This window comes from Streptomyces sp. AC558_RSS880 (assembly GCF_019049255.1).
In the GTDB taxonomy this organism is placed as follows: Bacteria; Actinomycetota; Actinomycetes; order Streptomycetales; family Streptomycetaceae; genus Streptomyces.
In genome coordinates, this window is sequence record NZ_JAGMUJ010000030.1 from 12,085 (window position 1) to 38,671 (window position 26,587).

Here is a 26,587-nt window from a genome sequence, read left to right on the forward strand (position 1 = left end):
GGGCGGCCGGAGGATTCCCGGCCGCCCGACGCCGCAAGAGGGGACCCCCATGAGAAAACCTCTCGTCGTCGCGCTCTGCGCCCTGGCCTTCGCCGGGGCGGGCGCGACTCCCGCGGTCGCCGCCGCGCCTTCCCCCACGGGCGCGGACACGACCACGGACGCGGTCCCGACCACGCTGACGGATGTCGTCAACGGCGTGGTCGGGACCGCGGCGGACACCCTGTCCGGACTCACCGCGCCCGAGGAGGGCGCGGTGAACTTCGCCGGGACCGTCTCGCTCAGCAACTGCTCCGGCTCCGTCGTCCGCATGCCCGGCTCGGCGGACGACGACCCGGCACTCGTGCTCACCAACGGCCACTGCCTGGAGAGCGGCTTCCCCGCACCCGGCCAGGTCCTCGTCGACCGGGCGTCCAGCCGCACCTTCGGACTGCTGAACTCCGCCGGCTCCAAGGTCGCCACCCTGCGCGCCGACCGGCTCGTCTACGCGACCATGACCGACACGGACGCCGCGATCTACCGGCTGGGCACGACGTACGCGCAGATCAAGAGCGCGTACGGCATCGACGCGCTGAAGCTGAGCGGCACCCGCCCGACGGCCGGTACGGCCATCAGCGTGGTGTCCGGCTACTGGAAGCGGATCTACACCTGCTCCATCGACGGATTCGCGTACCGCATGAAGGAGGGGGACTGGACCTGGAAGGACTCGGTCCGTTACACCTCCGCCTGCGACACCATCGGCGGCACCTCCGGTTCACCGGTCGTCGACGGCGCCACCGGCCAGGTGGTCGCCGTCAACAACACCGGCAACACGGACGGCGAGCGCTGCACGGTCAACAACCCGTGCGAGGTCGACGAGAACGGCCGGGTCACGGTCCGCCAGGGCATCAACTACGCCCAGCAGACCTACCTGTTCCCCGCCTGTTTCGGCGTGGACAACAAGCTCGACCTGAGCGCGAGCGGCTGCGCCGTCCCCAAGCCGTAAGGACGTGAGGACGCGAGGGCGGGCGGTCAGCGGGGAGTCCTGCGGACCGCCCGTCCCGCCAGCACGTCCGTGCGCCGCCCGTCCTCGATCACGAACCGCCCGTCGACCAGCACGTACGGGATGCCCGTCGGCAGCGTCCGGGGCTCGGCGAAGGTCGACCCCGCGGCAACGGTCCTCGGGTCGAAGAGCACCAGGTCCGCCCGGTACCCCTCGCGGACCAGCCCCCGGTCCGGCAGCCGCAGCCGGGCGGCCGGGCGCGAGGTCAGGTGCGCCACGCACTCCTCCAGCGACAGCACCCCCAGCTCCCGCACGTAGTGCCCGAGGTAGTGCGGGAACGTGCCGTACGCGCGCGGGTGCGGCTTGGCGCCCTGCAGGATGCCGTCCGAGCCGCCGGTGTGCACCCGGTGCCGCATGATCGCCCGTACGTTCTCCTCGTGGCCGACGTGCTGGAGGATCGTCGGGGCGAGCCTGTCCTTCAGCAGCAGCTCCCGCGCGACCGTCCAGGGCGACTCGCCGCGCGCCCGCGCCGACTCCAGGACCGTACGGCCCACGTACTCGCCGAGCACCGGGTCGCCGACCCCCGAGATCTCGATGGTCTCCCACTCCACGGGCACGCCGTGGCAGCCGTCCGAGCCGGTGACCTCCAAATGGTGCCGGATCCGCTCGGCGGTCCCGTCGTCGGCGAGCCGCCGCAGGATCTCCTCCGGACCGCCCTCGCTCGCCCAGCTCGGCAGCAGCGCCACGAGGGTGGTGCAGCCCGGGGTGTAGGGGTAGGTGTCGAGCGTGATGTCGGCCCCGGCGTCCAGCGCGTCGTCCAGCAGGGCCAGCAGTTCGGGCGCCCGGCCCTTGTTCACGCCGAAGTTCATCGTGGCGTGCGCGAGATGCAGCGGGCAGCCCGCTTCCCGCGTCAGCGCCACCATCTCCTCGTACGCCTCCAGCGCCCCGGCGCCGTACGAGCGGTGGTGCGGGCAGTAGTAACCGCCGTACGACGCCACCACCCGGCACAACTCGGTCAGTTCGGCGTCCTTGGCGTACATGCCGGGCGTGTACGTCAGCCCCGACGACATGCCGACCGCGCCCTGCTCCATGCCCTCCGCGACCAACCGCCGCATCCGGTCCAGCTCTTCGGGCGTGGCCTCCCGGTCCTCCCAGCCGACGGCGAGCGCGCGGACCGTGCCCTGCGGGATCAGATACGCGGCGTTGACCGCGATGCCCCGGTCGAGCCGGTCCAGGTACTCGCCCACCGACCGCCAGTCGACGTCGATGTCGTCGCCGGAGCCGTTCCACCCGGCGATCGCCCGGCGCACCTCGCCGAGCGTCCGGTCGTCGACCGGCGCGTACGACAGCCCGTCCTGGCCCAGGACCTCGAGGGTGACGCCCTGTGCGGCCTTGGCGCTGTGGTCGGGGTCGCGCAGCAGCGCCAGGTCGCTGTGGGCGTGCATGTCGATGAAGCCGGGGGCCAGCACCAGCCCCTCGGCGTCCAGTTCGCGGCGGGCCTTCGGGCGCTGACAGCCCGCGTCCGCCGCCTCCTTCACGATGGAGACGATGCGGCCACCGTCCACCACCACGTCCGCGCGGTACGCGTGGTCGCCGGAGCCGTCGACGACGTCCGCGTCCCGGATGACGAGCTCTTCCATGCCGGCCTCCTAGAAGAACGTACGGACGTAGTCGACCACCGTGCCGTCCGCCTCGGCGACGGGAATGAGCACCCACTTGTCGAACGACGTGCACGGGTGCGACAGCCCGAGCCCCACCCAGTCTCCCACCTCCAGGTCGGCCTCCCCGGTGGTGCGCAGCCACGCGTGCTGGTCGGACAGCCCGGTCACCGAGATCCCGGTGGCCGGGCGCTCGCTCCCGTCCCGGCGGACCACCTGGGCGAACGGCAGATCGAGGTCGTGGGCCGCGTCCCGCTTGCCCGCGTTGGTGAACGCCTGCTCGGCGGACGGCCGGGACACCACCTGCGTCCACAGCCGGAACGCCGGTTCCAGCGCGCCCTCCTCCGGGACCCGGTTGAAGGGGGTCAGCTTGCGGTAGTGACCGTCGTCGTGCGAGACGTACGCGCCCGAGCGCAGCAGCTTCAGCACGGGCGCGGAGAGGTCCGGGACCTCGGCGAAGACATCGGCCACCGCGTCGAACCAGGCGCTGCCGCCCGCGCTCACCACGATCTCGTCGAGGCCCGCGAACCGCCCCGCCTTGTCGAAGTCCACGGCGAGCGACACCAGCCGCCGCAGCCAGGCGTGCACCCGCTCCGGGTCCGCCCGCGGCACCTCGCCCTCGTACCCGGCGACCCCGACCAGCCGCAGCGCCCGCGCGCCCGCCACGGCGTCGGCGACGGCGGCGCACTCCGCCTCCGTCCGCACACCGGTGCGCGCGCCCTCCCCGGCGGCCAGCTCGACGACCACGTCCACGGGGCGGGAAGCCCCGGCGAGCGCCGCGTCCATCAGCTCGACCCCGCGCACGGAGTCGACGTAGCAGAGGAAACGGAACCCGGGGTCGGCGTCCAGCTCGGCGGCGATCCACCGCAGGGCCGCCGCGTCGATCAGCTCATTGGCGAGGAAGACCCGCTGGACCCCGAACGCCCGCGCCACCCGCACCTGGTGCGGAACCGCGAGCGTGATGCCCCACGCCCCGTGCTCGATCTGGCGGTGGAAGAGCTGCGGCGCCATGGAGGTCTTGCCGTGCGGCGCGAAGGCGAGCCCGTGCCGTGCGGCGTACGTCTCCATCAGCCTCAGATTGTGCTCCAGGCGCTCGGCGGAGAGCGCGAGCACGGGGGTGGTGAAGCCGTCGGTGAAGAGGTTGCGGCGCTGGGCGGCCAGCTCGCCGACGGTCAGCCCCTCCGCGTCCGGCGGGAGGCCCTTGAAGCGGTGGTCGACCCGTTCCTCGGTGAGGCGGGCGAGAGCGTCGAGGACCATCGGAACCTCCCTGATCAGGTGTGTTGCACTGTCTGCAACACCCGTTGCGTATATCGCTTAACGCTGTCTAACATCTCGGCCACGCGGGGTCAACGGACACCGCCCCACCCGCAGAAGAGAAGGAGCCGCGCCGTGGACGTTGTCGCGCTCGGCGAGTCCATGGTGACGTTCCTGCCCACCCGGCCGGGCCGCCTCGCCGACGTCCCCTCCTTCGACCGGGGCATCGGCGGCGCGGAGTCCAACGTGGCGTGCGTGCTGGCGGCGGCGGGCCACACCACCCGGTGGATCAGCCGGGTCGGCGCCGACGGCTTCGGCGACCACCTCGTCGAGGCGATCGGCGGTTACGGCGTCGACGTCTCCCACGTCCGCCGCGACCCGGCCCGGCCCACCGGCATCTACTTCCGCACGGCCGGCGACCGCTCCACCGACGCCCACGAGGTCGCGTACTACCGGGCGGGCTCGGCGGCCTCCGCGATGACGGCCGCGGACCTCGACCTGGAGGCGGTACGCGCGGGACGCATCCTGCACCTGTCGGGCATCACGGCGGCGCTGTCGGCCGACTGCCTGGCCCTGATGCGGGAGCTGACCGCACCCCACCCCGACCGGCCGCTGATCTCCTTCGACGTCAACCACCGCCCGGGCCTGTGGCGCGACGCCCACGGACCCGAGGTGCTGCTGGAGCTGGCGCGCGGCGCGGACATCGTCTTCGTGGGAGAGGACGAGGCAGAGCAGGCCTGGGGCATCACAGGCGGCCCATCGTCCATCCGCGAAGCCCTCCCGGAACCGGACATCCTGGTGGTCAAACAGGGCGCACGAGGAGCAGTCGCACTCCCCGTCCACCGCGGGCAGTCGTGCCGCTGGGGCGATGGGGGTCCCCCCGCTCGAGCGAAGCCGAGAGTGGGGGAGGGTGGGCGCGACGGCACCCCGCAAGCGCCGGGCCGCGCGACCCACCCCCGTCCCGCACCAGTACAGGGCACCTGTGAACCCGCCCTGAAAGTCGACGTAGTCGCCACCACCGGCGCCGGGGACGCCTTCGCCGCCGGGTTCCTCTCCGCCACCCTCCGCGGCCTGCCCGTACGCGACCGCCTCCGCCACGGCCACCTCACCGCCGCCGCCACCCTCACGACCCCCGGCGACCTCGCCCCACCCCCGCCCCGCACCCTCGCCGACCGCCTCGCCGCCCTCGACGACACCGCGTGGGGGAGACTGCGACTCGGCCCCGGCTGGACGCAAGCCGATGAAGACGAATGGGCCGAGAAGGAGGCACGCACCCCATGAGCCAGACCGTAGACCGCGCCCTGAGCATCCTCCCGCTGCTCGCGGAGGGCCCCGCCGACCTCGGCCAGGTCGCCGACCGGCTCGGCGTGCACAAGTCCACCGCCCTCCGCCTCCTCCGCACCCTCCACGAGCACGGCCTGGTCTACCGCCAGTCCGACCAGCGCTACCGCCTCGGCGCCCGCCTCTTCGCCCTCGCCCAGGAGGCGATGGAGAACCTCGACGTCCGCGAGATCGCCCACGCCCACCTCGTACGCCTCAACGAGACGTGCGGACACACCGTCCACCTCGCCGTGTACGAGGAGAACGAGGTCCTCTACATCGACAAGGTCGAGAGCCGCTACCCGGTGCGCATGTACTCACGGATCGGCAAGCCCGTCGCCATCACCGTCGCGGCCGTGGCCAAGCTGCTCCTCGCCGACCTGCCCGAGCACGAGCGCCGCGCCCTCGCGGAGAAGCTCGACTACCCCATGTACACGTCCCGTTCGACACCCAACCCGGCCGCGTTCCTCCAGGAACTGGGCAAGGTGCGCGAACAGGGCTGGGCCACCGACCTCGGCGGCCACGAGGAGTCCATCAACTGCGTCGCCGCGCCGATCCGCGGCGCCGACGGCCGGGTGGTCGCCGCGATGTCGGTCTCCGCGCCGAACGTCGTCGTCACCGCCGACGAACTCCTCACCCTGCTCCCGCTGGTGCGCCGTACGGCGGACGCGATCAGCGGCGAGTACTCCGGCAGAACCCCAGTGAAGGACAGCTCCGCATGACCGAGAAGACCGCGCTCACCCCCTCCACCCACACCACCCCGCCCGCGAAGTTCTCCCACGGCGTCCGCAAGGGCAACATCCTCCAGGTCGCCGGCCAGGTCGGGTTCCTGCCCGCCGAGGAGGGCAAGCCGCCCACGCCCGCCGGCCCGACCCTGCGCGAGCAGACCCTCCAGACCCTCGCCAACGTCAAGGCGATCCTCGAGGAGGGCGGTGCGAGCTGGGACGACGTGATGATGATCCGCGTCTACCTCACCGACGTGGACCACTTCGCGGAGATGAACGACCTCTACAACGCCTACTTCGAGGAGCAGGGCCTCACCCAGCCGCCCGCCGCCCGCACGACCGTCTACGTCGGTCTCCCCGCCGGCCTCCTCATCGAGATCGACGCGCTCGCCGTCCTCGGCTGACCGCGCCCTCCCTCTCCCCCCACATCCCCCTCACCGCCGTACGTCGTCACGGCACGGCGTCCCGCACCCCTGGGACGCCGTGCCGCGATCCCCCCTGCCCGAAAGCCCCATGCCCTTACCCAGAGGACCCCCGCATGTCCCATCCGTTCCTCCCGCTCGCCGCCTCCGCACCCGCGGAGACACCACCGCACACCGGAGGACTGCTCCTCCTCCTCGACGGCACGGCGGGCCTGCTGACCGTCGCCGCCATCGGCATCGCGCTCCTCCTCTTCCTGATCATCAAGGTCCGGCTCCAGCCGTTCGTCGCGCTGCTCGCCGTCTCCATAGCCGTCGGCCTGATGGCGGGCCTGTCGGTCACCGAACTCTTCGGCACGGTCCAGCGTTCGGACGCGGTGTCCACCATCGAGTCCGGTATGGGCGGCATCCTCGGCCATGTCGCGATCATCATCGGCCTGGGCACCATGCTCGGCGCGATCCTCGAGGTCAGCGGCGGCGCGGAGGTGCTGGCGGGCCGGCTGCTCGGTCTGTTCGGCGAGAAGCGGGCCCCGCTCGCGATGGGCCTCACCGGTCTGATCTTCGGCATCCCGGTCTTCTTCGACGTCGGCATCTTCGTCCTCGCGCCGATCGTCTACGCCGCCGCCAAACGCTCCGGCAAGTCGATCCTGCTCTACTGCCTCCCCCTCCTCGCCGGCCTGTCCGTCACCCACGCCTTCCTGCCCCCGCACCCCGGCCCGGTCGCCGCCGCCGGACTGCTCCACGTCGACCTGGGCTGGGTCATCCTCATGGGCGTCGTCTGCGGTCTGCCGGCCGTCGCCGCCGCCTGGGTCTACTCCGCCTGGATCGGCAAGCGCATCTTCGTCGCCGTACCGCAGGACATGGTCGAGGCCGCCGAGGAGGCCAAGCGGGCCGTCGTCGCCGAGCAGCGCGCCTCCGGCGTCGAGCCGCGGGAGGCGCCGGTGCCGCTCGGCACGGTCCTCGGCATCATCGGCACCCCGCTGGTCCTCATCCTCGCGGCGACCTTCTCCTCGATCGCGCTGGACCCCTCCACCCTCCGCTCGGTCATCGAGTTCTTCGGTCACCCCTTCGTGGCCCTCACCCTCGCCCTGTTCCTCGCGTACTACCTGCTGGGCATCCGGCGCGGCTGGTCCCGCAAGTCCCTGGAGACCGTCTCGACGTCCTCCCTCAAGCCGGTCGGCAACATCCTGCTGGTGGTCGGCGCCGGCGGGGTCTTCGGCGCGGTCCTCAAGGCCAGCGGGGTCGCCCAGGCGCTCTCGGACACCTTCAACGACGTCGGCCTGCCGGTGATCGTCCTCTCCTACCTGATCTCCGTGGTGCTGCGGGTCGCGCAGGGCTCGGCGACGGTGGCGATCGTGACGACGGCGGGCATCGTGGCCCCGCTGCTGGCCGAGGGGGACCACTCGCAGGCGTTCGTCGCGCTGGTCATCATGGCCATCTCGGCGGGCTCGATCTTCGCCTCGCACGTCAACGACGGCGGTTTCTGGATGGTCGCCAAGTACTTCGGCATCAGCGAGCGGGACACGCTCAAGACGTGGACGGTGCTGGAGAGCGTGCTGTCCGTGGCCGGTTTCGTGGTCGCCGCCGCGCTCAGTCTCGTCGTGTGAGCCACCCGGGCGCCGGGACGACCGGGAAGTGACCGGAGAGAGCCCCGCCTCCGACCGGCCCGTGCGGTGCGATGGAAACCGGGGGAGCACCGGATCGGGCTTGTGAGGGCGGAGGCGGCAATGGGATTCTTGATGCCATGTCGCATCCCCCTCGCCAGCCCGATCACGCCGCGGTGCTCGCCGAGGTGAGGGCGGTGCGGCGGGCCGGAGTCGTCAGGCTCCGGGGGCTCGACACCCCGGAGCTCTCCCGCATCGCCCGCGAACGCCTCGGCACGACGGGGGAGTTACCCGTCCTCGCGGTCGAGCGGCTGCTCCGGGAAGCCGTCGCCGGCATCGGCGGCGGAACCCTGCAGGACGCCGCCGAGTACACCCTCGGTCTCGCCCAGGGCACCCGCGACTGGCCCCCCGCCGACCGGCGCCGCCGGGCCGCCGAGGTGTACGGCGTCAGCGTCGAACGCTTCCGCAAGCACCACGAGTTGATGGTGCTGGGACAGATCACCGAACGGATCCTCGGCCTCGCGGCCGGTGCCGCGGCCCCCGCCACCGACGCCGTGCGGCTCCCCGCGCCCCGGACCGGACACGACACGCCCGCCGCCGGGCGGCCCGAACTCGCCCCCGCGCACCGCGTGGTCAAGCCGCACGTCCACGGCCGGACCGTGCCGGTCACCCTGCACGTCCACTCGGTGGACCTCCTGCGGGGCGTCGACGTCGTCGTCTCCCCCTCCAACACGTACTTCGCGTTGCCCGCCCCCTACAAAGCCTCGGTCGCCGCGACGCTGCGCCGGGCCGGGGCGCGCACCGACGCGACCGGCGGCGTCGTCGAGGACCACGTCCACGACGAACTGCGCGACTGGGCCGTGCGCCACGGCATCCCCGGCCGGGCGGCCCTGCCCGGCACGGTCGCCGTCACCTCCGCCGGCGCCCTCGCGGACCAGGGCGTCCGCCACATCTACCATCTGGCCGTCGCCGTGCCCCGCCCCGGGACCAACGACTACGACGTCCAGCCGGCCGACATCACCCGTGCCGTCGGCCGGGCCTTCCGGCAGCTGACCGCGGAGTCCGGGCGCCACGACCCGCCGCTCACCTCCATCTGCCTGCCCCTGCTGGGAGCCGGCCGCGGCGGGCTGTCCGCCCTGGAGAGCTTCGGCGCGCTGTGGACGGCCGTCGAGGCCGAACTGGCGCGCGGCGCCCCCTGGGACGTCCACCTGGTGATGCGCCGCCACGCCCGTGCCGACCTGGTGGAACGGCTTCTGGCCGGGAGGCGTCCGTAGTCCCGCCGGCCGGCCGGCACGGACGGCGGGCAACCGACGGCAAGGGGGAGCAGTGAATCCGTACGCCGTGCCGGCCGCGGCCGCCGCCGACCGGCACCGGCCGGCCGACCTCGTCACCGGCCCCACCCGCGAGCGCCTCGCCGCCCTGCTGACCGTCGTCCGCCGCCGCCAGGCCGGGGCGCGGTGACGCCCGTACCGGGCGACGGGGGGCAGGACGCGGCGCATCGTATTCATGGACGAATGACGGCCGATGCACCACTGTGACGTGGGTGAGCGCGAATGAACGGCGGGGTGGCTGTTCCCGGCACAGGTTTATCGACCATACTCCTGCGGTGTGGAGCAGCGCATAGGTTCGAGCAGCCAGCCCCTGGAGGGCGCCGGATTCGACCCGGCCTTCATCCCCGGGCTCACCTCACCCGCGTCCGGCCGGGAGGTGGACGCGAAGGCGAAGACGGACGAGCCGGAGGACACCGCCCCCGGGACGGCCCCGGAGCAGGACGCCACCCCGGAGCCGGAGGCGGAGCAGGAGCCGGGGGCGGAGGCCGCGCCCGAGGAGGACGTGGCCCCCGACGGTCCCGTCTTCGAGGCGTCCGACCGCCGCGCCCGGATCGTCGCCGACCACAGCGGGGTACGCCTGCGCCTGGACGACCAGGAGTGCGAGTTCCGCTGGGACGAGATCGGCGCGGTGGAGACGGAGACCGCCCGCTTCGGCAAGCGCTGGACGGTCACCGTCCACACCCCGGACAGCCGCTGGTACCCGCTGGAGATCGAGGCCCCGTCCAGGAGCCGCTTCGCCGAGTGGGACACCGCTCTGGACGCGGTCCTGGACGAGTACTTCGAGGACGACGCCGGCGAGTCCACCGAGGACGCCGAGGCCGCGGAGAGCACCGAGGACGACGCCGGGAAGTAGCGGCCGCCCTCAACGGCAGTACTGCGCCTCCTTGCCGATGGAGCGGTACATGCAGTCCGCGTTCTCCAGGAGTTGCAGGACGGCGTCCCGGTTACGGGACGTCTCCCGCTCGATGACCTCGTCGGGCGGGTAGAACCCGCCTCCGGAGCTGGAACCCGGGTACATCTCGAAGGTGTAGCCGAAGATCCGGTGCGTGCCCCACAGGTAGTCGTCGATCGACCCGTCCGTGATGTACAGGTCGCTGGACTGCTGGGGCGTGTAGCCGTTGCTGGCCGCCATCTTCTGGCCGACGGCCTTGAACGCGGCGTGGTCGTCGGCCGTCATGCCGGTGGTGGTGTCGGAGTAGGTGTAGCCGAACGGCCACAGCACCAGCTCGCTGTAGGTGTGGAAGTCGACGCCGGCCTTGATCTGCTGCACCCCGCCGACGACCCGGCTGCGCACGAAGTTCGCCACGACCTTCACCTCGGTCGCGGACTCGGGGGCGGAACCGCGGTACGTCTCGGAGGACGTGGAGCCCGAGGAGCCGCCGCAGCAGCCCCAGCGGTAGTCCCAGTTGCGGTTCAGGTCGGTGCCGACGTACGACGAACCGGAGTTGGGCTGGCGGTTCTTGCGCCAGGAGCGGTAGGAGCCGGAGGCGATGTCGTACTCGCCGCCGTCCGGGTTGAGGTCGGGGACGATCCAGATCTCCCGGCCGTTGACCATGCTGGTGATCCGGGAGTCGCTGCCGTACCCGGCGCCGAGCTCGCGCAGCAGGTACAGGGCCATCTCCACGGTGAGGTGCTCGCGGGCGTGCTGGTGGTGGGTGAACAGGACCTCGGGTTCGCTCTCGTCGGTCGCCACGTTGTCGCTGATCTTGATGGCGACGATGTCGCGGCCCTGGTAGGACTTGCCGATCACCCGCTTGCTCATGATGCCCGGGTACGCCGACAGCCGCTGGTCGATCTCCGCGGTCATCTCCGCGTAGTTGTGGTAGCGGGAGTCGGCCGAGGGGAAGTCGAACAGCCGCGCGCCGTCGGCGGCGGACGAGCGGTCGGGAGCGGCGCCCAGGGGCGTGACCTCGTACCCCTGTCGCCGCAGCGCCCGGATCTGGTCCGCGCGCCCGGAGACCACCACGGTCTCCTCGTCGGCCTCGTCCACGGTGACGCCGGAGCGCTGGATCGCCGTACGGGTCACGGGGGTCGTGTGCTGGTGGATCTCGTACTGGCGGATGTCGTCGGCCGAGGGTGCGGCGCGGCCGGCGCCGGCCGCGCCGGCCTGGGTCGCCGTCAGCGACAGGGGTGCCGCGAGGGCGAGGGCGAGGAGGGCGGCGAGCGCGGCGGAGCGCCGTCTGCCGCGGATGCGGAGTCGCATGAAGTCTCCTTGTGGGAGGTGGGGTTGTTCATGGCGACGTGCGTGGTGCGGTGCGGTCATCGTCACGGAGTGACATGGCCCGGTCAAGATGGAGGTTCCGGCCGATCACTCGACCAGGTGCATCCCGTGAAGATCCCCGCACGCCCTCTTGTCCGACCGGCGGCCATGGGCTTTCTTGACCTCCATGGCGGACACCACGGGCAACATCAGAGACACCGGCGCACCAGGCGGGGCCGGCCCGGCTCCCCGTAAGTCCAGTTGGCGTCACATCGGTCCCGGCATCGTCGTCGCCGCGACCGGTGTCGGCGCCGGCGACCTCGTGGCCACTCTCATCGCGGGCAGCAACTTCGGCTACACCCTGCTGTGGGCCGCGGTCATCGGCTGTCTGGTGAAGATCTCCCTCGCCGAGGCGTGCGGCCGGTGGCACCTGTCCACCGGGCGCACGCTCTTCGACGGCTGGGCGAGCCTCGGCAACTGGACGACCTGGTTCTTCGCCGTCTACGCCGTGATCTGGGGCTTCGTCTACGGCGCGGCCGCGATGTCGTCCAGCGCCCTGCCGCTCCAGGCCCTCTTCCCGGACGTGATGGACCTCGAATGGTGGGGCATCGCCTGCGGTCTGGTGGGCCTGGTCTTCGTCTGGTTCAACAAGTACGACGTCTTCGAGAAGGTCATGACGGTCCTGGTGGGCGTCATGTTCGTCGTCACCGTCTACCTGGCGATCCGCGTCACCCCGAATCTCGGCGACGCCTTCGCCGGACTCCTCCCGGTCCTCCCGGACGAGAAGGACTCCGTCCTCAACACCCTCGGCCTGATCGGCGGCGTCGGCGGCACCATCACGCTGGCCGCGTACGGCTACTGGGTCAACGCCAAGGGCTGGACGAACACCGGCTGGATGAAGGTCATGCGCCTGGACAACCGGGTCGCCTACGCCACCACCGGCGTCTTCGTCGTCGCGATGCTCTTCGTCGGCGCCGAGCTGCTGCACTCGGCGAACATCGCGATCGCGAGCGGCGACAAGGGCCTGATCCAGCTCGGCGACATCCTGGAGCAGCAGTACGGCACGGCCACCGGCAAGCTCTTCCTGATCGGCTTCTTCGCCACCTCCTTCACCTCCCTGATCGGCGTCTGGCACGGAGTGAGCCTGATGTTCGCCGACTTCCTGGCCCGGCGGCGGGGCGAGCGGGAGGCGCGGGGCGACGAGCTGGCCTCGGGGCGCCGCGAACGCTCCTGGGCCTTCCGCGCCTACCTCCTCTGGCTCACCTTCCCGCCCATGGTCCTGCTCTTCCAGGGCCAGCCCTTCCGCCTGATCATCATCTACGGCGTCCTGGGCGCCGCCTTCATGCCCTTCCTCGCCCTCACCCTGCTGTGGCTCCTCAACTCCGCCCGCACACCGCGCGAGTGGCGCAACGGCCGGCTGAGCAACGGCATGCTGGCCGTGGCCGGGCTGCTGTTCCTGGTGCTGTGCGTGAAGCAGATCTGGGACCAGCCGTGGTCGGAGTTCTTCTAGGCCGGTCCCCTACCGCAGCTTCTCCCACTCCGGGCTGAGCGCGATCTCCCGCAGCTGGTCGATGGTCGGCGCGGGAGCGTCGCGGGTGGGCTCGGCGTGCGTGGCGTCGTTGTTGAACGCGCTGACCACCACACGGAAGCCGTCCTCGCCGGGCCGCAGGGTGTCGACGGTCCACATGACGACCCCGGCGACGCGGTCGTCACCGTCGCCCTGCCGTACGGCGACGCGGGTGCCGTCGGGGAGGGTCTCGCCGGAGCGGTAGAGCTGGTCGGCGACGTCGTTCATGCCGTGCTGCACGTTGATCTGGACGAGGCTCCCGCCCCGGCCGTCGTCGACGACGACGTAGCTGAACCCGCTGTCCTGGCCGCCCTGCTCGACCACGTCCAGATTCTTGGGGAGCAGCCCGACGAGGGTCTGGGAGATGTCCTTGCCGGAGGCGCCCGGCGGCGCGTGTTCCGGCGCGGTGGCGGACCCGGGCGGCGTCGGCTCGACCGGGATGGCGTCCACCGCCCGGCGCCACACGTCGGCCGTGACGACCTCCTTCAACTGCGCGGTGGACAGCGGCGGGTCCTCCCGTGTCACCGGGGCGCCCTTCTGGGCAGGGGAGTTCCACTCGCTCACGGTGACGTGCTGGCCCTTGCTCGTGACGAGGTCGGCGGACCAGAGCTTGGTGTCGACGCGCCGGTCGGGATACTCGTAGCCCTGGAACAGCTTGAGCAGCGAGCCGTCGGGCAGCCGGGTGGAGCTGCACTCGTCGTACGGGGTGAACGTCTCGTCCGGACACTCCGTCAGCTGCCGCACCTGCTCGCTTCCGGGCTCGACCCGGGCTAGGCCCACGCTGATCGCGGCCGCGCCCTCCGCGTCGTCGTACACGAGGTACGCGTACGGTCCCGGCTTCTCGCCCGACCCCCGGGCGTCCTCCTCGCTGAACTTCCCTTCGGGGAGCAGTTCCTTGAGCGACGAGAGGAGGGCGTCGCCGGAGACGGGGGGCGGGGCCGGGGTGGCCGAGGCGGACGCGCCGGCGGTGGCCTGGGAGGCGACGGTGCGTCGCTCGGGGTCGGAGGAGCCGTCCGGCGGCAGGAGCAGGGCCCCGCCCACCCCGACCAGGGCGACCCCGGCCACCCCGCCGAGCACGCCGGCCCGGCGCCGCGTCAGCGCCCGGCGCCCGCGGGTCCGCCCGCCGGCGGCGAGGGCCGTGCCGTCGGCCCGGAAATCACCGCCGGTGTCGCGCAGGGCGGCGGCGAGCCGGTCCTCGAAGGGGTCCTGGTGCTGGTGTTCGGGCATGACGAACCACCCTTTCCGCAAGGTGTGAGATATGAGGTCCGAGGAAGGCGGGACGGCCGGCGTCAGGATCTGGAGTACTCCGAGAGGTCCTCCCCCAGCAGCTCCCGCAACCGGCCGAGCGCACGCACGCACCGCGTCCGCACGGCCGCCGAGCTGACGTTCATCACGTCGGCGGTCTGCTCGACCGAGCGGTCCTCCCAGTACCGCAGGACGATGACGGCCCGGTCCTTGGCGGGCAGCCGGGCGAGCGCGTCCAGCAGGGTCAGGCGCAGGGGAGCGTCCGCGTCGGCGGCGCCCGGCAGGTCGGGGAACACGTCCGTCGCCCGCTCACGGCTGCTGCGCCGCCGCTGGTGGGCGAGGAAGGTCCGGGTGAGCACGGTCTGCGCGTACCCGGCCGGGTTCCCGACCCGGGAGACGCGTCCCCAGCGGACGTACAGCCGCCCGAAGGTCTCCTGCACGAGATCCTCGGCCAGATGCGTGTCCCCGGCGGTGAGCAGACACGCGGACCGGTACAGGTGCCCCGCCCGCGCCGCCGCGAACTCGGCGTACTCGTCCGCCCGCGTCTGTCTCATCTGCCGCGCCCCCTGTGCTCGTCCGCCCCGCGTCCGCTGCCTTCACCTCATTGATGCGGTGGGGCGGGGGAAATGTTTCATGCGGACTTCACGGCGGAACGCGACCGCCCCCCGCCCACGTCACCGTGGGCAGGGGGCGGAGTACGGGCGCCGGCGCGTCGGTTACGGCAGGGCGTGGACGTGCGGGCCCACCGCGTTGGACCAGGCGTTGCCGGCCGTGGCGTCCCAGTTCGTGGACCAGGTCATCGCGCCCCGCAGGGACGGGTAGGTCCTCGACGGCTTGAAGGTGCCGCAGTTGGTGCCCTTGGTGAGGCAGTCCAGGGCGTTGTTCACGACCGTCGGGGAGACGTAGCCGCTGCCCGCGCCCCGCGTCGAGGCCGGCAGGCCGAGGCCCACCTGGGACGGGTCGAGACCGCCCTCCAGCTGGATGCAGGCCAGCGCGGTCAGGAAGTCGACCGAGCCCTGGCTGTAGACCTTGCCGTCGCAGCCCAGCATGGAACCGCTGTTGTAGTACTGCATGTTGACGACCGTGAGGATGTCCTTCACGTTCAGCGCGGTGCGGAAGTACGCGTTGGACGTCGACTGCATGTCGATGGTCTGCGGTGCCATCGTCAGGATCATCGACGGACCGGCCTTGGCCGACAGCGACCGCAGCGCCTGCGTCATGTAGGTCGCGTTGAGGCCGTTCTCCAGGTCGATGTCGACGCCGTCGAAGCCGTACTCCTGCATCAGCGCGTACACCGAGTTCGCGAAGTTCGTCGCCGAGGCGGAGTCGTTCACCGAGACGGTGCCCTTCTCGCCGCCGACGGAGATGATGACCTTCTTCCCGGCCGCCTGCTTGGCCCGGACGTCCGCCTTGAACTGGTCGACGGTGTAGCCGTTCAGGCCCGCCGAGTCCAGGTTGAAGGTGACGGCGCCCGGAGTGCCGGTGGCGTCGGCGAAGGCGACCGCGATGATGTCGTAGTGGGACTGGACGTCCGAGACGCGCTGCACCGCCGCGCCGTTGTTGAAGTTCTGCCAGTAACCCGTGACGGCGTGCTCGGGCAGGTCACCGCCCCCGCCCGAGTCGTTCTCCTTCGTCCGTGCCGTCACCGCGGTCGACTTCGGCGACTCGCCCGCCGCGTTGGTGGCGGCGACCTGGAAGGAGTACGACGTCGAGGCCGCGAGCCCGGTCACGGTCGCCGAGGTGCCCGACACGGCCGTCACCTTCGCACCGTCGCGGTAGATCGTGTACCCGGTCGCCCCGGACACCGCGTTCCAGGCCAGCGACACCGACGACGACGTCGTACCGGAGACGGACAGACCGCCCGGTGTGCCCGGGACCGTCGGCTCCGTGTCACCGCCGCCGCCCCCGTCGGGGCCGAACACCGACAGGTCGTCCACGTGGTAGGCGGCCTGGCCGTACCAGCCGTGGGTGTAGACCGTCACCGAGGTGGTGGAGGAGCCGGTGGTGAAGCTCGTCGACAGCCGCTTCCAGCTGCCGGAGTCCGGGGTCCAGGTGGACACGTCCGTCGTGCCGGTGCCGGTCACGCCCAGGTAGGCGTACCCGCCCTGCACCCAGCCGCTCAGGTCGTACGTGGAGTTCGGCTTCACCGCGACCGTCTGGGTGCAGCGGGCGTTGTCCTGCCCGGCGGGCGTGGCCCTGAGCGCGGCCGTACCGCCGTGCACCGGGGAGGAGACGGTCGTGCCGCTGTTCGCCGAACAGGTCCAGTTGCTCAGGCCCGCCTCGAAACCGGCGTTCTTGGCGTTGTTGACGTCCGCCGCGGACGCCTGGCCCGCGCCGGCGAGGGGAAGGGCGAGGGCGAGGACGGAGACGAAGGCTCCGGCCCAGAGACGTCTGCGGCGGACGGGTGTTCCTGGTGCGCGGTTCATGGGGGCCTCCGGTGGGGGAGAAGGGTGGGGGAGGGAGGAGCGGGCGACGGTGGCCACCGTGTGCAGCACAAGGTGGTCCAGACCAATCCTGTTGTCAATAGGTCCAGACCAAAATCGACCGGTGAGCCGACCTCAGGACACCGTCCGGCGTCAAGGCGGTGCACGAGATCCACACCTACGGGGCCCGATCGAGACCGGCGAGATGCTCAACGTGTCCCGTTTTGGCGCACCTTGTGCATCGGTAGTTGCCGTCCGGCTACTCAAACGCTGTTCTCCGGTCACAGGCCCGCGGATACAGTGCTGACGTAGTCACGCAGTGAAGTCACCGGGGTGCATCGGAGTGACGCCCGGTGGGCCGAGGGGCCTGGGGAGAACGGGGAGCCGCGCGTGCCAACTGCCATTGCCGTGACCGGCGCCGACATGGCGCTGCCGGCCCAGGACGAACGAACCCTGCCCGCCGTCGTGCTGCGGGACGTCGACACCCGCCCGCTCGAACAGGTCCTGTCCGAGCTGCAACTGCTCGTCGAGCACCACGGGCACGTCATCGTGGTCTGCTCCCAGGCCGCCCCCCTCGCCGTCCAGCGGCGCCTGCACACCCTGCGCTCCCTGCTGGAGAGCGACCGGATAGCCCTCTTCCGCCCCGATCTCCCGCCCCTCGGACTCGCGGTCCTGGCCCGCCAGTTGCGACAGCTCGCCTCCTGCGACCTCAGCCCCGGCGTCCTCGCGTCCGCCGGCCGGCTGCTGATCCACTACATCCACTCCGGGGCCCTGCTCGGCTCCGTCGCCCGCCTCGACCGCGTCCCCGTCGACCTGAAGCAGCACGCGAAGTCCTGGATGCCCGGCAGCCAGTTCGCCGTACTCGCCCACCCGCGGCCGCAACTCGTCCGCCTCGGCCCGGAAACCTCCCTCGACGGACCCGAGTTCGGCACCTGGATGCTCGTCGCCAAGGGCCAGCTCCAGTCCGACTGGGTCACCACCACCCTGGCCCCCTCCTGGAAGGTCCAGGGCCTGCGCGAGACACCGCTGCCCGCCGAGTCCCCCGGCTGGTGGGGGACCGGCAGGATCGTCGAGTTCTGCGCCTACCTGCCCGACCTGTCCGTCCTGTACCAGCTGGTCACCTCCGTACGGCGCGGCAGCTGCCACTGGTGCGGCATCGACGTCATCGGCGACCGGTGCGTGTTCTGTTCCGCCGTACCACCCGCCCCCGAGGGCACCCCGGCCCTCACCCGGGGCACCTGACCCCGCCCACCGCACAGTCCCGATTCCGCTCGACCGATATCCCCGATGAGGTTGCACGGTTCATGAACTCCCGTCAGCGCCGCGGCGTGATACTCCTCCTTCTGTCGGTCCTGTGCGCCCTCGGCGCGTTCGCCGGCGTGCTCTCCGTCATCAGCGACGTGGAGTCCAAGGTCGGCCCCGAGGTCACCGCGTACCGGCTGAAGACGGAGGTGAAGCCCTACACCCCCCTCAGCACGGACCAGTTCGAGAAGATCTCGATGCCCGAGCGGTGGCTGTCGAAGAACGCCGTCACCGACCTGGGCGAGATCCGGGGCAAGATCGCCGTGACCGAACTGCGGGAGGGCTCCCTGCTGCAGAGCGACATGATCGTGGACCGGCCCGCCCTGCAGCCGGGACAGCAGGAGGTCGCCATCATGATCGACGCGGCGACCGGCGTCGCCGGCAAGATCACACCGGGCGCCTCGGTCAACGTCTACGCCACCTTCGAGGGCGAGCGCGAGGGCGACCCCGACCAGTCCAGGGTCATCGTGACCAACGCCAAGGTCCTCGACGTGGGCCGGCTCACCGCCCTCCAGCCCGACGAGAACGACCGCGGCCGGGAGCCCACCGACGCCGTCCCGATCACCTTCGCGCTGTCCGCCATCGACGCCCAGCGCATCACCTACGCCGAGTCGTTCGCCCAGCAGGTCCGCCTCGCGCTGGTCGCACCCGGAACCGACACCACCGTCCCGGAGCAGGACCGGACGTACGAACTCGCGAAGGACAAGTGAGAGGCCCGCATGCCCACGAGGATCCTCCCGGCAGTCGGCGACGCGGACGCGGTCCGGTCCCTCACCACACTGCTCAGCCAGCTCCCGGACGCCGAGCCGGTGGCCCCGGTGGCCGACTCCACCCAGCTCGTCGACACCCTCGCCCGCCTGGCCGCCGAGTCCGTCGACGAACTGCCCGAGGTCGTGGTCGTGCACGAGCGGATCGGCCCCGTCCCCGCCCTGGAGCTGATCCGCGAAGTCGCCCTGCGCTTCCCCGCCGTCGGCGTCATCCTCGTCACCTCCGACGCGAGCCCCGGCCTCTTCCAGGCCGCCATGGACTACGGCGCCCGCGGCCTGGTCCCCCTCCCGCTCAGCTACGAGGAACTCGCCAGCCGCGTCCAGGCCGTCGCCCAGTGGTCCGCCGGCGTACGACGCCACCTCGGCTCCGGCGGCGACGTGTTCACCGGCGCCGGCGGCACCGTCGTCACCGTCAGCGGGGCGAAGGGCGGCGTCGGCACGACCCTGACCGCCGTCCAGCTCGCCCTCGCCGCCCAGGCCTCCGGCCGCACCACCGCCCTCGTCGACATGGACCTCCAGACCGGTGACGTCGCCGCCTACCTGGACGTCCAGTTCCGCCGCTCCGTCGTCGACCTCGCCGCCATCAACGACATCTCCCCGCGTGTCCTCGCCGACGCCGTCTTCCGCCACGACACCGGCCTCGCCCTGCTGCTCGCCCCCGGCGAGGGCGAACGCGGCGAGGACGTCACCGACCGCGCCGCCCGCCAGATCGTCAGCGCCCTGCGCTCCCGCTACGAGGTCGTCGTCATCGACTGCGGCGCCCAGCTCGGCGGCGCCGGCGCGGCGGCCGTGGAGATGGCCGACACCGCCCTGCTGGTCACCACCCCCGACGTGATCGCCGTACGGGGCGCCAAGCGGGCGGTGCGGATGTGGGACCGGCTGCAGATCCGCAAGGCCGAGGAGACCACCGTGGTCGTCAACCGGCACACCCGGTCCACGGAGATCCAGCCCCCGCTCATCCGGAAGATCACCGGCACCGCGGTCGCGGCCACCGCGATCCCCGCCCACTTCAAGGAACTGCAGGCCGTCGTGGACGCCGGCCGCGTCCACGAACTGGAGAACAAGAGCACGGTGAAGCAGGCCCTGTGGGGTCTGGCCGGCGAACTCGGCCTGGTCAAGGCCACCGTGGGCGACCGGCGCACGGGCCGGCTGCGCGGCGACCGCGGATCGGTGAGCTTCCGGCGGCGCAGGGACGGAGGGGGATGACCGGGAAAGCGGCATCACCCGCGCGTGACGGCGACCGGGACCGGGACCGTGACCGGGGCCAGGTGACCATCGAGTTCCTCGGCATGACCCCCACGATCCTCGTGACGCTGGTGGTGCTGTGGCAGCTCGTCCTGGTGGGGTACGCGTTCATCCTCGCGGGGAATGCTGCGGACGAGGCCGTACGGGCGGGCACGGCGGCGGCACCGGGCGCACGCCAGGGCGCCTGCCGGGCGGCCGGAGTGGACAAGCTGTCGGGAGCGTGGGCGGAGGGAGCGACCGTGAACTGCACGACCGGGGGCGGTCTCGTCACCGCCGACGTGAAGCTGAGCGTCCCCCTCCTCTTCCCCGGTGTCATCTCCCTCCCCCTCGACGTGGAGGGACACGCGGGCGCGGTCGAGGAGGAGACGGACTGACATGCCGTACACGCCGCACGCACCCCGACCACGACCCCGGTTCCGGCCCCGTCCCCGGCCCCGCGACCGCGGCCAGGTCGCCATCGAATACCTCGGCTTCCTCCCGGTCCTGCTCGTCGTCGCCATGGCCGCCGTCCAGCTCGGCCTGATCGCCTACACCGCCCAGCAGGCCGGCACGGCGGCCCGCGCGGCGGCGCGCAGCGCGTCGCTGGGCGAGGCGTACGGCTCCACCTGCAGGGCCGCCATCAGCGACTGGCTCGCCGACGGCACCTCCTGCGAGGGCTATCCCGGTGGCGACGAGATCACCGTCACCGCCACGGTCGACATCCCCTCGATCGTGCCGGGCTGGGACTTCGGCCCCGCCCGCAAGTCCGCCACGATGCCGCGAGACCACTGAGGAGCGAGCGACCCATGAGCCTGCGGGCACGCATCAACTCCCCCGAGGAGACGGCCGGACGGGGCGAGGACGGCCACCTGGTCGCCTCCTACCGCGCCAAGCTCCTGGAGGAGATCGACCTCGCGGAGATGAGTTCGCTGGCGGCGGCCGAGCGCCGGGCCCGGCTGGAACGCGTCCTCGGCCACATCATCAGCCGCGAGGGCCCGGTCCTGTCGACCGTCGAGCGCTCCCAGCTGATCCGCCGGGTCGTCGACGAGGCCCTGGGCCTCGGCATCCTGGAGCCCCTGCTGGAGGACGCGTCCATCACCGAGATCATGGTGAACGGCCCCGACGCGATCTTCGTCGAGCGCGGCGGCCGCGTGGAACAGCTCCCGCTCCGCTTCGCCTCCAACGACCAGCTCATGCAGACGATCGAACGCATCGTCTCCACCGTCAACCGCCGCGTCGACGAGTCGAACCCCATGGTCGACGCCCGCCTCCCCTCCGGCGAGCGCGTCAACGTCATCATCCCGCCGCTCTCCCTGACCGGCGCCACCCTCACCATCCGCCGCTTCCCCCGCTCCTTCACCCTCCAGGAACTCATCGGCCTCGGTTCCCTCGACGAGCACATGCTGTACCTGCTCGCCGGCCTGGTGCAGGCCCGCTTCAACGTCATCGTCTCCGGCGCGACGGGCACCGGGAAGACGACCCTCCTGAACGCCCTCTCGGGCCTGATCCCCGAGCGCGAACGCATCATCACCATCGAGGACTCCGCCGAACTCCAGCTCCAGCAACCACACGTCATCCGCCTGGAGTCCCGCCCGCCGAACGTCGAGGGCAAGGGCCGGATCACCATCCGCGACCTCGTCCGCAACTCCCTCCGCATGCGCCCCGACCGCATCGTCGTCGGTGAGGTCCGCGGCGGCGAGTCCCTGGACATGCTCCAGGCGATGTCCACGGGCCACGACGGCTCCCTGGCCACCGTCCACGCCAACAGCGCCGAGGACGCGCTGATGCGCCTCCAGACCCTCGCCTCCATGTCCGACGTCGAGATCCCCTTCGTGGCGCTCCACGACCAGATCAACAGCGCCGTCGACGTCATCGTCCAGCTCACCCGCTTCGCCGACGGCGCCCGCCGCATCACCGAGGTCGCCCTGCTGGAGAGCCACGGCTCGGAGCCGTACCGGCTGGCCACCGTCGCCCGCTTCCACGCCCGGCCCATGACCGCCGACGGCCGCGTCCACGGCGCCTACGAGCACTACCCCCTCCCGCGCCGCACCGCCGACCGCCTCTACATGGCGAGCCAGCCCGTCCCCCAGGCGTTCGGCATCGCCCAGTCCTACGACCAGCTCGCCACCCGAGAAGCCAGGTAGGAACCGCCCCCATGGAGCTGCAGAACCTGATCACGCTGACCACCGGCATCACGCTGCTGACCTGCGTCCTCGCGGTCGTCGGCGTGCACGCGTACGCCACCGGCAGGGCACAGCGGCAGGCGCTGGTGGACCGGCTGTCGGCCACCGGCCAGGTCCCCCTCACCGGCCGTCGGCGCCACTTCCCCACCCTGGACCGCCGCCTGCGCCGCACCGGGCTCGGCAAGAAGCTCGAACTGCGCCTGGCGGCCACCGGCCTGGACGTCACCCCCGGCGAGTTCTTCGTCTACATGCTCGCCACGGTCGCCGGCCTGTGGCTCATCGGCCAGGCGACCCTCGCCCCCTTCTTCGGCCCGATCGCCGGCCTGCTCGGCATCGGGGTGGCGCTGCAGTTCCTCAACTGGCAGCGGCAGAAGCGCATCGAGAAGTTCATCAACCAGCTCCCGGAGCTGGCCCGCATCCTCGCCAACGCCACCCAGGCCGGTCTCGCCCTCCGTACGGCCGTCGGCATGGCGGCGGAGGAGCTGGAGGCCCCGGCGGGCGAGGAACTGTCCAAGGTGGCCAACCAGCTGGCGGTCGGCGCCTCCATGGACGACGCCCTCGGCGAACTCGCCGACCGCCTCCCCTCCCGTGAGCTGGTCGTCCTGGTCACCACCCTGGTGCTGTCCAACCGGGCGGGCGGCCAGGTGGTGAGCGCCCTGCGGAACCTGACGGAGACGCTGGAGGAGAGGAAGGAGACCCGGCGGGAGGTCCGCACCCAGCTCTCCCAGGTCAGCATGACGTCGTACGCCGTCCCGGTGCTCGGCGTCGGCTCCCTCTTCCTGATGAACGGCGTGAAGGACGGCGCCCTGGAGCGCATGACCGGCTCCCCGGCGGGCCAGGCCGCGGTGATCATCGCGTTCGGCCTGTACGCCATCGGCTTCGTCCTCATCCGCCGCCTGTCCCGCATCGACGTCTGAACGGCGAGGAGGACCGACCGACATGGCACTTCTCCTGGCCCTCCTGATGGGCCTCGCCGTCTACGGCGTCTTCGCCGGCGTCCGCATGTACCGGGCGGAGGCGAAACTCCCCGGCGACCTGGCCCTGGCCCTGGAGGTCGGCTCCACCCGCACGGGCGCGGTCGACTCCCTCGTCGACCGCATGGGCATGCGTTACGCCCCCGCCGTGCTGCGCGCCATGGGCCCCAAGCAGGTCGCCAAGTACCGCCGCAAGATCGACCTGGCGGGCAACCCCGGCGGCCTCACCATCGACCGCTACGCCGCCCGCCGCGCGGTGTACGGCTTCCTGGGCGTCGTCGGCTTCCTGGTGTTCCTCATGCGCGGCCAGCTCTTCATGGCCCTGCTGCTCCTTGCCTTCGGCGCGTTCTGGACGGAGGTCGGCATCTGGTCGGCGATCCGCATCCGCAGGGACGTCATCGAACGGACGCTGCCGGATTTCCTGGACGTACTGGCGGTGGTGGTGAGCGCGGGTCTGGGCTTCCGGCAGGCCCTGGACCGGGTGTCGTCGAAGTACGAGGGCCCGTGGGCGGACGAACTCCGCATCACCCTGCGCCAGATGGACCTGGGCATGAGCCGCCGCCAGGCCTTCGCGGAACTGCGCCGCCGCAACGACTCCGAACAGGTCGCGATGTTCGTCACGGCGTTGCAGCAGGGCGAGGAACTGGGTGCGCCGATCGTCGACACGCTGGTGTCCCTGGCCAAGGACATGCGCCGCACGGACGCGCAGAACGCCCGCCGCAAGGCGGCCCGCGCGGTCCCGAAGGCCACCATGATGATCACCACGTTCATGGTCCCGGCCACGATGATCCTCCTCGGCGCCGGCCTGATCCTCGGCTCCGGCATCGACTTCGGCGCGGTCACGGGCGAGTAGGGCAGGGGGCGATGACGACGACAAGGGAACGCTCGAGGCTGTTCCGCCGTCCCGCGAAACCGTCGGAGATCACGACCCCGCCGACGGGCACGGTCCTCCCGCCCCACACCGGAACAGGCGCCCCGGACAGCCCGCCGCACGGCGGGAACACCGCCGACGGGACCAAACCCCCACAGGCCCACGAAGCGGCAGCCGCCGACGGCGGTCAGCCCCCACAGGGGTCACCCGCACCCGACGACGAGACCCGCCCGGAGGGTGCGGGTGGGAACCCCCGTCCGGCCGAAGGCCGGACACACCCCCCACACCCCGCACCGGACGTCCAGATCCAGGTCAACGCCCTCCAGGCCCTCTGCCGGCAGGCATTCGGCTTCCGCCTGGCGATGATCGCCCTGGCCGCCCCCTCCGCCCTCCTCAACGCCGCCCCCGGCTGGAGCACCCGCCTGGTCGGCATGGCGGTGGTGGCCACCTTCATGGCCTCCTACGTCCTCTTCCGCGACTGGGAACGCTTCGGCCCCCTCCTCCTCCGCCACCCCACCCTCCTCGCGGCGGACACCCTCTTCGGAGCCCTGCTCCTCATCTCGGCGGGCCCCGACACCACCCTCGCCTACGTCAGCGTCTGCACCCCCCTCCTCGCGGGCCTGATCTACGGCTGGCGCGGCGCGGCGGTCTTCGCCTCCCTCCAGGGCCTGATCCTCCTCCTGGTCCACGCGGCCCTGGACAACCCACGGACGGACCCGGCGGAAGCCCTCCTCCTCCCCGGCCTCTGCGTGATCGCGGGCGCGGTCGGCTCCAGCCTCCGCAACCTCATGCTCCGCCTGGGCACGGCGACCCAGGCCCTGACGACCGTCCAGGCCCGCCTGGCCGTCACGGAGGCGGTCAGCGCCGAACGCGCCCGCCTCGCCCGCGAGATGCACGACTCGGTGGCCAAGACCCTCCACGGAGTGGCCCTGGCGGCGGACGGTCTGGCCGGCACGGCGGGCGCCCCGCACCCGGACCCGGCCCTGGTGAAACAACAGGCGGAACTCGTGGCCCGCTCGGCCCGCAGAGCCGCCGCCGAATCCCGCGAACTCCTGGCCGACCTGCGCAGGGAGTCGGACCCGGCACAGGGCACGGACGTCCTGGTGGAACTGGCCGCCCGCACCCGCGACTTCTCCGCCCGCACCGGCGTCCCCGCGGCCTACCACCCCACCGGCGAGCACGCACTCCCGCCCGTCCCGCCCGCCGTGGCCCGCCAACTCCTCACCATCGCCTCGGAGGCCATGGAGAACGCCCACCGCCACGCCGAGCCGACCAGGGTCGACGTCCACGCCGGCGTCCACGGCGACCTGCTCCGCATCAGCGTGTACGACGACGGCACCGGCCTCCCGCCCGGCACCGACCTCGAACAACTCCGCCGCGCCGGTCACTTCGGCCTCGTCGGCATGGTCGAGCGGGCGGCCTCGGTCGGCGCCCGCATCAGCATGGGCCGGGGCGAACACACCCGAGGCACCGAAGTCCGCCTGGAACTCCCGCTGGCGGCCGTGACGACTCCCACGGAGGCCACCCCGTGACGACACCACCGAACCCCTTCGCGAACGTCCCGCCCCCGGCCTCCCTCCGGGTGTTGGTGGCCGACGACAACCCGGTGGTCCGCGCCGGCCTGACCGCCCTCCTCACCGGCCGCGAGGACATCACGGTGGTGGCGGAGGCGGCCGACGGCCGGGAGGCCTACGAGGCGGCCCACACCCACCGCCCCGACGTGGTCCTCCTGGACGTCCGCATGCCCGGCGTGGACGGCATCTCGGCCCTCCCGTACCTGGTACGGATCGCACCCGTGGTGATGCTGACGTACAGCGGGGAGTCGGAGATCGTCCAGGAGGCCCTGCGCAGGGGAGCGGGCGGCTACCTGGTCCACGGCGAGTTCACGGCGGACCAACTGGTGGCGGCGATCCGCGACATCAGGGAGGGCAGGCCCCACTTCACCCCGACGGCGGCGGGAGCGTTGCTCTCGCAACTACGCCAAGACCCGCGACCGCCCAGGACGCTCCCGGAGGGACTGGGTGCCGCACGCGCAACTAACCCCACCACAAACGGACTCGGCCTCCCTCACATCCCGCCCCCGCCTACTTCTGCGGAAAACCTTTCGCGACTGCAACCGAATGTGGCACGATCGTCGTCTGGTTGGACAGGCGGCCGCCCGGCCGCTCCCGACAGGTCGGGGTACCGACTCAGCGCGAGGGAGGCGGAGATCATGGACCTCATCGCATCCGGCATGACCAACCAGCAGATCGCCGCCATGTGCTTCATCAGCGAGAAGACGGTCAAGAACCACATCAACCGCATCTTCGCGAAGCTCCACAGCACGAGCCGTTCCGAGGCCGCGGCGAAGTGGCTCGGCACGGCACCGGGTCCGGAGCGAGGGGTGGGGTGACCTTCGGTGACGGCAGGGGGGACGAGGAGCTGGGCCCGCGCCTGGGCCCGGGATTGGGCCCTGGGGCCCTCCGACGGACGGGGCTCCCGCCCGTACGTTGCAGACGCCGAAAGCGGCCCTGTGAAGCAGGCCGCTACCGCGTCAGCCGG

Annotated in this window: 25 protein-coding genes; 19 read left to right on the plus strand and 6 right to left on the minus strand. The window is 71.9% G+C overall.

Features of this window, described 5'->3' with window-relative positions:
- Positions 1-49 precede the first annotated feature (49 nt).
- Positions 50-982, plus strand: coding sequence for a serine protease (locus KUM38_RS11930; protein ID WP_217129303.1), 933 nt, complete (start codon positions 50-52; stop codon positions 980-982).
- A gap of 26 nt (positions 983-1,008) precedes the next feature.
- Here KUM38_RS11930 and KUM38_RS11935 read toward each other — a convergent pair whose 3' ends face one another.
- Entirely contained in the window at positions 1,009-2,619 is a 1,611-nt protein-coding gene (locus KUM38_RS11935; protein ID WP_217129304.1) for an amidohydrolase family protein, read from the minus strand.
- Between the two features lie 9 nt (positions 2,620-2,628).
- The gene (locus KUM38_RS11940) at positions 2,629-3,894 is read right to left on the minus strand and encodes an amino acid deaminase (protein WP_217129305.1); all 1,266 of its coding nucleotides are present in this window, start codon (positions 3,892-3,894) and stop codon (positions 2,629-2,631) included.
- Positions 3,895-4,053: 159 nt separating this feature from the next.
- Between KUM38_RS11940 and KUM38_RS11945 the strand changes: the two genes are divergently transcribed.
- The 7 genes from KUM38_RS11945 (at position 4,054) to KUM38_RS11970 (ending at position 10,143) form a co-directional block, all read left to right on the plus strand.
- Positions 4,054-5,172: a sugar kinase gene (locus KUM38_RS11945; RefSeq protein WP_254397082.1), complete on the plus strand. Its 1,119-nt coding sequence runs from the start codon at positions 4,054-4,056 to the stop codon at positions 5,170-5,172.
- Positions 5,169-5,933 carry an IclR family transcriptional regulator gene (locus KUM38_RS11950; protein WP_217129307.1) on the plus strand — a complete coding sequence of 255 codons (765 nt, stop codon included), beginning with the start codon at positions 5,169-5,171 and terminating at the stop codon, positions 5,931-5,933. Before KUM38_RS11945 ends, KUM38_RS11950 begins: the two co-directional genes overlap by 4 nt.
- The gene (locus KUM38_RS11955) at positions 5,930-6,340 is read left to right on the plus strand and encodes a RidA family protein (protein WP_217129308.1); all 411 of its coding nucleotides are present in this window, start codon (positions 5,930-5,932) and stop codon (positions 6,338-6,340) included. Before KUM38_RS11950 ends, KUM38_RS11955 begins: the two co-directional genes overlap by 4 nt.
- A gap of 134 nt (positions 6,341-6,474) precedes the next feature.
- Positions 6,475-7,962, plus strand: a complete 1,488-nt coding sequence (locus KUM38_RS11960; protein ID WP_217129309.1) for a GntP family permease — start codon at positions 6,475-6,477, stop codon at positions 7,960-7,962.
- Between the two features lie 137 nt (positions 7,963-8,099).
- On the plus strand, positions 8,100-9,233 hold the full coding sequence (locus KUM38_RS11965) for a hypothetical protein (RefSeq protein ID WP_217129310.1): 1,134 nt from the start codon (positions 8,100-8,102) through the stop codon (positions 9,231-9,233).
- A gap of 52 nt (positions 9,234-9,285) precedes the next feature.
- Entirely contained in the window at positions 9,286-9,420 is a 135-nt protein-coding gene (locus KUM38_RS42880) for a hypothetical protein (protein WP_302181203.1), read from the plus strand.
- 147 nt (positions 9,421-9,567) lie between these two features.
- The gene (locus tag KUM38_RS11970) at positions 9,568-10,143 is read left to right on the plus strand and encodes a hypothetical protein (RefSeq protein ID WP_217129311.1); all 576 of its coding nucleotides are present in this window, start codon (positions 9,568-9,570) and stop codon (positions 10,141-10,143) included.
- Between the two features lie 9 nt (positions 10,144-10,152).
- Here KUM38_RS11970 and KUM38_RS11975 read toward each other — a convergent pair whose 3' ends face one another.
- Positions 10,153-11,493, minus strand: a complete 1,341-nt coding sequence (locus tag KUM38_RS11975) for a M14 family metallopeptidase (protein ID WP_217129312.1) — start codon at positions 11,491-11,493, stop codon at positions 10,153-10,155.
- 184 nt (positions 11,494-11,677) lie between these two features.
- On the opposite strand from KUM38_RS11975, the gene KUM38_RS11980 reads away from it, so the two are divergent.
- Positions 11,678-13,000 (plus strand): Nramp family divalent metal transporter, encoded by a 1,323-nt coding sequence (locus tag KUM38_RS11980; RefSeq protein ID WP_217129313.1) that lies wholly within the window; start codon positions 11,678-11,680, stop codon positions 12,998-13,000.
- Between the two features lie 9 nt (positions 13,001-13,009).
- Here KUM38_RS11980 and KUM38_RS11985 read toward each other — a convergent pair whose 3' ends face one another.
- From KUM38_RS11985 to KUM38_RS11995, 3 genes are all read right to left on the minus strand, one after another.
- Positions 13,010-14,284 carry a hypothetical protein gene (locus KUM38_RS11985; protein WP_217129314.1) on the minus strand — a complete coding sequence of 425 codons (1,275 nt, stop codon included), beginning with the start codon at positions 14,282-14,284 and terminating at the stop codon, positions 13,010-13,012.
- Between the two features lie 62 nt (positions 14,285-14,346).
- Positions 14,347-14,856, minus strand: a complete 510-nt coding sequence (locus KUM38_RS11990) for a SigE family RNA polymerase sigma factor (protein WP_217129315.1) — start codon at positions 14,854-14,856, stop codon at positions 14,347-14,349.
- Between the two features lie 162 nt (positions 14,857-15,018).
- The gene (locus tag KUM38_RS11995) at positions 15,019-16,728 is read right to left on the minus strand and encodes a chitinase (protein ID WP_217129316.1); all 1,710 of its coding nucleotides are present in this window, start codon (positions 16,726-16,728) and stop codon (positions 15,019-15,021) included.
- Positions 16,729-17,133: 405 nt separating this feature from the next.
- Between KUM38_RS11995 and KUM38_RS12000 the strand changes: the two genes are divergently transcribed.
- The 10 genes from KUM38_RS12000 (at position 17,134) to KUM38_RS12045 (ending at position 26,438) form a co-directional block, all read left to right on the plus strand.
- On the plus strand, positions 17,134-17,967 hold the full coding sequence (locus KUM38_RS12000; protein WP_217129631.1) for a hypothetical protein: 834 nt from the start codon (positions 17,134-17,136) through the stop codon (positions 17,965-17,967).
- 62 nt (positions 17,968-18,029) lie between these two features.
- On the plus strand, positions 18,030-18,737 hold the full coding sequence (gene cpaB / locus KUM38_RS12005) for a Flp pilus assembly protein CpaB (protein WP_217129317.1): 708 nt from the start codon (positions 18,030-18,032) through the stop codon (positions 18,735-18,737).
- A 9-nt stretch (positions 18,738-18,746) separates the two neighbouring features.
- A complete protein-coding gene (locus KUM38_RS12010; protein WP_217129318.1) occupies positions 18,747-20,000 on the plus strand; it encodes an AAA family ATPase in 1,254 nt (417 codons plus the stop codon).
- Entirely contained in the window at positions 19,997-20,413 is a 417-nt protein-coding gene (locus tag KUM38_RS12015) for a pilus assembly protein (protein WP_217129319.1), read from the plus strand. The genes KUM38_RS12010 and KUM38_RS12015 overlap by 4 nt, the downstream gene beginning before the upstream one ends.
- A 1-nt stretch (position 20,414) precedes the next feature.
- On the plus strand, positions 20,415-20,810 hold the full coding sequence (locus KUM38_RS12020) for a TadE/TadG family type IV pilus assembly protein (RefSeq protein ID WP_217129320.1): 396 nt from the start codon (positions 20,415-20,417) through the stop codon (positions 20,808-20,810).
- Positions 20,811-20,824: 14 nt separating this feature from the next.
- The gene (locus KUM38_RS12025; protein WP_217129321.1) at positions 20,825-22,162 is read left to right on the plus strand and encodes a CpaF family protein; all 1,338 of its coding nucleotides are present in this window, start codon (positions 20,825-20,827) and stop codon (positions 22,160-22,162) included.
- A gap of 11 nt (positions 22,163-22,173) precedes the next feature.
- A complete protein-coding gene (locus KUM38_RS12030) occupies positions 22,174-23,118 on the plus strand; it encodes a type II secretion system F family protein (protein WP_217129322.1) in 945 nt (314 codons plus the stop codon).
- Between the two features lie 22 nt (positions 23,119-23,140).
- Positions 23,141-24,028 carry a DUF5936 domain-containing protein gene (locus tag KUM38_RS12035; protein WP_217129323.1) on the plus strand — a complete coding sequence of 296 codons (888 nt, stop codon included), beginning with the start codon at positions 23,141-23,143 and terminating at the stop codon, positions 24,026-24,028.
- Positions 24,029-24,039: 11 nt separating this feature from the next.
- Positions 24,040-25,578, plus strand: coding sequence for a sensor histidine kinase (locus tag KUM38_RS12040; RefSeq protein ID WP_217129324.1), 1,539 nt, complete (start codon positions 24,040-24,042; stop codon positions 25,576-25,578).
- Complete coding sequence (locus tag KUM38_RS12045) at positions 25,575-26,438, plus strand: response regulator transcription factor (protein WP_308408952.1); 864 nt, start codon at positions 25,575-25,577, stop codon at positions 26,436-26,438. Before KUM38_RS12040 ends, KUM38_RS12045 begins: the two co-directional genes overlap by 4 nt.
- Positions 26,439-26,587: the final 149 nt, after the last annotated feature.